We start from the raw sequence: 6,794 nt of genomic DNA on the forward strand, positions 1-6,794 counted from the left end.
AATGGCTGCCTCTGGCACGGGAGAGAGTTAGCGGCCAGGTTGGCTCCCTCCGCCACTACCCTTCATGACCCTTAGCTTTCACAGAACAAACAACGTTAGAGCGCGCCGCAATCGCGGCGTTTTGTTGTTTGTGTCGTTCAATAAGAGGAATTGGCGCACCCATCAGGATTCGAACCTGAGACCTCTGCCTTCGGAGGGCAGCGCTCTATCCAGCTGAGCTATGGGTGCCTAGGTAGGCTGATACCGTGGGACTTTCCGTCCCGCAATGTTAAAATGCGCCGATTTGGTTGAGAACTGATCGTGCAGCGCGCAAACCCGGTGCTTCGCCACCACGACCAAGGCGTTTCATTGCCAACTGGGCCATATCGGCTTGGGCGCTACGGGCGTCTGGATCATCGATCAGAGCGAGCAATGCGTCGGCAATCGCCGCAGGCTTGCATTCAGCCCCCAAGAACTCCGGGATGACGCGGCTTTCTGTAACAAGGTTCACAAGAGTGACCGTGTCGATCTTGAGCTTGTGGGCGATGATCTGGCGCGAGATCCAGTTCATATCGTAGGCGATAACCATGGCCGTGTCGCTCGCGGCGAGCTCCAGCGAGACGGTGCCTGATGCGGCCAGCGCGGTATCGGCCGCGGCAAAGGCTGCGCGCTTGTCGCGGGCGGCTATTTCACGGGGCACATCGCGCGGGTCAAGAACGATGGGATGGCCGGGCCAATTGCGCACTGCCCCTTGCACGGTACTGGCCACACTGGCCACCGTAGGCACGACCACACGCAAATCGGGGTGCTTGGCACATACCCGGCGCAATGCTTCGCCAAAGGGTGTGGCCAGTCGCGAGACCTCAGATCTACGAGAACCTGGCAGAACGAGCAGAAGTGGCGTATTTTCAACACCGTAGGTGGCGCGGAAGGTCGCAACTTCAGTGGGTGTTGCAAGCAGCTCGGTGGTGACGGGATGTCCCACGAAGTCACAAGTCATGCCCGCGCGTACCATGTACGGCGGCTCAAAGGGGAGCAAGGCCAACACGTGATCAATGGACCGGGCCATTTTCTCGGCGCGATGTTCTCGCCACGCCCAAACCGATGGGGCTACATAATGCACGGTCTTTAGGTCGGGCACACGGGTTTTGACCTTGTTTGCCACCCGAAGGCAAAAATCAGGGCTGTCGATTGTGATTAGAACGTCTGGCTCGGCCTGCGCAACGGCATCAGCGCATTCCTTGACCCGCGCGAGCAGCCCCGGCAGGCGCGGCAGCACTTCTGTCAGGCCCATGACGCTTAACTCTTCCATCGGGAAACGGCTGTGTAATCCCTGCGCCGACATTTCGGCGCCGCCCACGCCCTCAAAGCATACGTCTGGTGACAGTGCTTTGAGCCCCGCCATCAACGCAGCTCCCAAACGGTCGCCCGATGGCTCACCTGCGATGATCCAAATCAAGAGGCTCACGCGCGCTCTACCGAAATAAAGATACCAGCCTTTTCTGCGGCTTGCAGTGTGGTGTTAATGTCTAAGATGAACGCGCCGCCTGCCTGTAGCACAATCCCGTTTAGCTTGGCCTCGGCCACTCCACGGACTGTTTCAGGGCCGATCACGGGCATGTCGATCCGGGTGTCCTGATTGGGTTTGGCACCCTTGTAGAAAATGCCCCCACTGGGTCGGGCAAAGTCCGTCGCGGGCCGCGTTCCCTTTGGTGCGTCGGGACCAGATAGCCAGTCAGAAACACCACCAAACGCCCACTCCATTGGGTCACCGGGGTCTTTTTGTGGTGAGACCGGTGTAGCGGGTGGCCTCAGGCTTCGCAGCATCCAATCGGTTCCGGGCAAGGCCTCTACCGCGAGGACCTGGCCCCGCGCCACCACGCACCCCTGCCCGACGTCGACTGCTGCCATCGCCGCATGAACGGCACGCGCGCGGCTGACATCGGCCTTGTCCTGATCGGATGGCGTGCCGACCAACACACCCTCAGCGGGAAGCAGTTCGGGCACGATGTCCTGTGCGCCGATTACCTGCATCCCGGCCTCTTCGAAGAAGCTAATGACTGTGCGCAGCGCCCCATCGTCACCTGCCTGCAGAGCTTGCAACATGCGAGGCACCAAAGGCATCGTTTCGGCATCAATTTGAGTGGCGTCAATTGGTGGTCGTGCGATTGCGCCCGCAAAGCAGACTTGCGTTACGCCATCCTGTTTAAGGCCTGCGATAAAGCTGCCCAACGTTTCAATCCGAAATGTCTGGATCGGCCCGGACAGCGACGGCGCATAACCGTCCAGCGCGCACAGCCGCCACTCTTGACCCTCAAGCGCCTGCGCAACCACTTGCGGAAGCGCCCCTTGCCCTGCAATCAGAGCGATCATTTCGGGGTCAGAAAATTACGGTCAGAGGCGCCCATGATAAAGCTCACCATCTGTTGAACGTATTCACTGTCGTTTTCATCACCAATGCGTTTGGCCCGCTCGGTAAAGGTGCCCTCGCCCTGTTTCAGGGTCAAGAACGCGGCACGAAGTGCAGTGATATCCTCTCGCGCGACGCCGCGGCGTTTGAGACCCACAAGGTTCAGGCCATCCAACTCACCACGCGGCCCTTGGACAAGCCCGTGCGGGATGACATCGTTTGTGACCATCGATAGCGCGCCGATAATAGCGCCGCGCCCTACCCGCACCCATTGGTGGATGCCCGACAAGCCGCCAACAATCACATCGTCCTCAAGAACGCAGTGACCAGCACAGGCCGAGTTATTCACGACAATCACCCGGTTTCCGATGATGCAATCGTGGGCGATATGGCAGCCCGCCATGAACAAGCCGTCATCACCCACACGGGTCACACCACCGCCCTGCTCGGTCCCGGTATTCATCGTGACATGTTCACGAATGCGGTTGCGCGCGCCGATTATCAGCTGGGTCTTTTCGCCGCCAAATTTCAAATCCTGTGGGATTTCACCGATTGACGCGAAAGAAAAGATTACCGTGTCTTCACCTACCGTAGTGTCGCCAGCAACAACCACGTGGGATTTCAGCTCAACACGATCCGCAAGACGAACGTCTGGGCCGACAACGCAGAACGGACCGATGCGCACACCTGCTCCGATCTGCGCGCCGGGCTCAATCACACTAGAGGGATGGATGGTGGCCGTTGGGTCAATCGCCATGCTCATGCGTCCTTCGGAAGATCCATCATGGCAGTAAACTCGCACTCAGCGGCCATTTCCCCTTCGACGTTTGCTTTGCCTTCGAACTTCCACACCTTGCCGCCGGGCTTGCCACGGGTCACGGAGACGGCCATTTCCAGCACGTCACCAGGCACGACCTTGCGGCGGAACTTACATTTGTCGATACCCATGAAATAGACCAGCAAATCCTTGTCGGCCATGTTCATCGACACGCCCACCATCACGGCGGCGGTTTGTGCCATGGCTTCGATAATGGTGACGCCGGGCATGATGGGGGTCGCGGGGAAGTGACCCTGAAAGTGCGGCTCATTGAACGTCACATTCTTGATCCCAACCGCCGAGGTATTGGGCACGATGTCACGCACCTTATCGACCAGCAAAAACGGATACCGATGCGGGATAATCCGTTGAATAAGATGGATATCAGCCTCGGTCGGGATGGCGGGTGTGTCGGTCATGAATGCTCCTGACGGATGGGTCGTGTACCTGCTATTTGGCAGTGTGCGCGAATGTTCGGTGCCGATGCAACCCGGGTAATCTGGGTACAGGGCGCAGTGTTATGGGGTGGGTTTAGTCGATGCTTGCGGGGCTTTCCACCGTGTTGTCATCGGTGCCCTGTTGTGGGGTCAGCGTTTGGCGCACTTCGGGACGTTGCGTCGGCACCTGGACTTGCGCGTCCATCATCGCCTCAAGGCCGGGACCCTGCCCGACCACGCGGTCAACTTCGGCGATGGCGCGCAATGTGATGTCTACTTGATCCGCTGCCGCTAAAACAGTGCGCCGGTCCAACACCACCAAGGCGCCGGTGCGTTGCGCCAGTTCCGTTAGCACCGGACCCGCGAATTCGAAAAACAGCTGTGACGCCTGCTCGGCCTGTTGCGCCAGTGCCCGCCCTTTGACGTCTTGGGCCTGACGTATGTCTTCAACGCGGGTATCAAATTCGTCCGCCATGGCCCGAAATGCGGCAGGATCCATCTGGGCGCGTTGATCCGTAAGCGCTTGTTCCTCAGCGACCAATGCCGCTTCGATGCGGCGGTTCTCAAGGGACAGTGCCTGAGAGGCCGCCTCAATCTCACGCCGGATACGCTGGCCAAATAGGCTATTGGTATAAAGCGCATCGCGGTCCAAAACGACAATCGCTAGGCGCGGTATTTCAACCTGCGGCGCCTGTGCGGCCACAGGTACCATGGGCAGCCAAGTGAGTGTGGCGGCTAACACCGCACGGACAAAATCCCGACCAGACCAACGCCGGATCACATCCCACACGGGCTTAGAACCGTGTGCTGATTGTGAAGTCGAACGACTGCTCGCGGTCGGCGGTTTCGGAGTTTATGGCGTTTGTGAAATTGAACCGTAGCGGACCGATCTGGGTGTCCCACAAAATTCCGAAACCAATCGCAGAGCGCAACTCAAAGCTGTCATCCACAATGTCCAAACCAGCAGGACCGCCGTTCACATTGTCCAAGCCCCAAACGGACCCCATGTCGTAGAACAAGGCCCCTGAGATGCCGTATTCTTCGGGCACGAGGTTGATCGGGAATTGTGCCTCTACCCGCGCGGCAAAGTAGTTGTTGCCGCCCAAGGGATCATTCCCCGCATTCAAATCACGCGGACCAATTCCTGAGCTTTCGAACCCGCGCAGAATGTTCTGCGAGTTGAAAAAGCGATTGGACTCCCGCGAGACCGTATCGCCAAGCGAGGTTAGATTGCCGCCCTCGACCGTCGCCAACAGAAGGACATCTCCGTTCCAGACGGTGGTTTCACCAGCCAGTCGGAAGGTCGACTTGATGAACTCTTCATCTCCACCGAGGCCCGCGAACTCTTGTCCGAATTGAAGTAGCACACCCGCATCCGGGTTAAGCCCGACGTTGCGTGTGTCATAGCGCCAGCGATAACCAATGGCCGATGTGTCTGCTGTGCCCTGCTCATCTTCGATGATCTGTGAAATCGTGGTCACGCTATCGGGCGTCAGCGTATCACGCGAAAAGCTATAGCTCATCCGTAAGTCGCTGTATTCACCGGTGGGAAAGCCCAGCCCAACCGACGCGCCGACACTGCGCGTGTCGAACGCGCCGTCTTCGCTATCGGTGGTGCGGTAGAACACGCTAAAGGAAGCCGCCAAATCCCGGTTCAAAAAGAACGGCTCAGCAAAGGTCAGCTGAGAGTTAGCGTTATCGCTGCTTGTATCGAGCGTGAAGTTCACAACCTGACCGCGGCCCAGGAAGTTCGTTTCACGGAATGTGAGCGCAAGACCGACACCGTCCTGCACAGAATAGTTAGCCCCAAACCCAAGCGAGCCTGTTGGCTGTTCCTCAACATCGACATCCACGATGACTTGCGAGGGATCGGAGCCTTCGCGTGCTGACACGTCGGACTGGGTGAAATAGCCCAAAGCCCGAATGCGTTCTGCGGCGGCACGAATGGCGCGCGGATTGAACGGGTCGCCCTCAACAGTGGCGAATTGACGGCGGATCACACGATCCAGCGTGGTGGCATTCCCTTCGATATCAATGCGTTCCACAAAGATACGCGGCCCGCGTTCCACCACAAAATCGATGTCGAGCGTGCGCGCTTCGTCGTTGCGCGTGACACGCGGCGTCACACGCACAAAGTCGAGGCCCTGTTGCAGCGCCAACAACTCCAACCGCTCGATGGTCGCATCAATGGCTTGGGGCGAATAGGTTTTGCCTTCACCAATGCGGATTTCGTCTTGGAACTGGTCTGGGTCGACATCTGGCAAATCAGAGGACGCGGTCAGTGCGCCAAAACTGAACTGCTGCCCTTCTTGGACCCGAAACGTGAGAAAGAAACCGTCCCGCTCGGGGCTAAGCTCAGAACTGACGGACAGGACCTGCGCATCAACGTAACCGCGCGCCTGATAAAAGTCGCGCAACAGTTGACGGTCAAACGCGATCCGGTCGGCAACAAATGTGTCAGAGCGGATGAGCACACGAAAAATGCCAGCCTGCGTGCTCTCAAGGACGCGGCGCAGCCGCCGGTCCGAATAGGCGCGGTTGCCCACGAAAGACACGCGCTCGATCTCAACTGTGCGCCCTTCCGAAATCTCAAACACAAGATCGACGCGGTTGTCAGAGCGGCGGATGATCTTGGGCGTCACACTCGCGGTTAGACGGCCTTGGTCGGCATATGCTTGGATGATTGTTGCTGCGTCACGCTCCGCCTGTTGGGGGGAAAACACGCGCCGCACTTGGGACGTGACCAGCGATTGCAGGATTTCTGCATCGAGCCGATCGTTGCCCTCAAAATTGATCTGATTGATGGTGGGGAACTCTTGCACAACCACAATAAGGCGGTTGCCTTGGGGCACCAGTTCGACGCTCTCAAACAGGCCCGAATTTTGCAGACGTTGCAGGCCATCGTTCACGCGGGCCGCAGAAACCGATTGACCGGTCGGCAGGTCAATGAAGCTCAGGATCGTGGCATCTTCGATCCGCTGATTGCCCTCAATCTCAAAGCTGGAGAACTGGAAGGTCTGCGCTTGGGCGGCGCTTGAAACGATCCCGGCTGTTACGACCGCAAGGCCCACTGCGCGCGCGCGCTGCTTGAGGCCTAAATGCCTATCCATGGTAATGCCCCGCTCGATTGCATACTACATCTTCTTTGCAT

The 6,794-nt window shown here is 58.5% G+C and carries 6 protein-coding genes and 1 tRNA gene; all 7 read right to left on the bottom strand.

Annotated features, from left to right (window positions below):
• Positions 1-151: 151 nt before the first annotated feature.
• The 7 genes from AC4GMC_RS16555 to bamA all read right to left on the bottom strand — a co-directional run bounded on the left by AC4GMC_RS16555 (position 152) and on the right by bamA (position 6,753).
• Positions 152-228 (bottom strand) — tRNA-Arg (locus AC4GMC_RS16555).
• Positions 229-268: 40 nt separating this feature from the next.
• On the bottom strand, positions 269-1,447 hold the full coding sequence (lpxB, locus tag AC4GMC_RS16560; protein ID WP_487877608.1) for a lipid-A-disaccharide synthase: 1,179 nt from the start codon (positions 1,445-1,447) through the stop codon (positions 269-271).
• The gene (locus AC4GMC_RS16565; protein ID WP_487877607.1) at positions 1,444-2,352 is read right to left on the bottom strand and encodes an LpxI family protein; all 909 of its coding nucleotides are present in this window, start codon (positions 2,350-2,352) and stop codon (positions 1,444-1,446) included. The genes lpxB and AC4GMC_RS16565 overlap by 4 nt, the downstream gene beginning before the upstream one ends.
• Positions 2,349-3,146: an acyl-ACP--UDP-N-acetylglucosamine O-acyltransferase gene (lpxA, locus tag AC4GMC_RS16570; RefSeq protein ID WP_487877606.1), complete on the bottom strand. Its 798-nt coding sequence runs from the start codon at positions 3,144-3,146 to the stop codon at positions 2,349-2,351. The genes AC4GMC_RS16565 and lpxA overlap by 4 nt, the downstream gene beginning before the upstream one ends.
• 2 nt (positions 3,147-3,148) lie before the next feature.
• Positions 3,149-3,625, bottom strand: coding sequence for a 3-hydroxyacyl-ACP dehydratase FabZ (gene fabZ / locus AC4GMC_RS16575; protein ID WP_487877605.1), 477 nt, complete (start codon positions 3,623-3,625; stop codon positions 3,149-3,151).
• Between the two features lie 112 nt (positions 3,626-3,737).
• The gene (locus AC4GMC_RS16580; protein ID WP_487877604.1) at positions 3,738-4,424 is read right to left on the bottom strand and encodes an OmpH/Skp family outer membrane protein; all 687 of its coding nucleotides are present in this window, start codon (positions 4,422-4,424) and stop codon (positions 3,738-3,740) included.
• Positions 4,425-4,437: 13 nt separating this feature from the next.
• Entirely contained in the window at positions 4,438-6,753 is a 2,316-nt protein-coding gene (gene bamA, locus AC4GMC_RS16585) for an outer membrane protein assembly factor BamA (RefSeq protein WP_487877603.1), read from the bottom strand.
• Between the last annotated feature and the right edge of the window lie 41 nt (positions 6,754-6,794).

It is taken from the genome of Thalassobacter sp., assembly GCF_982993085.1.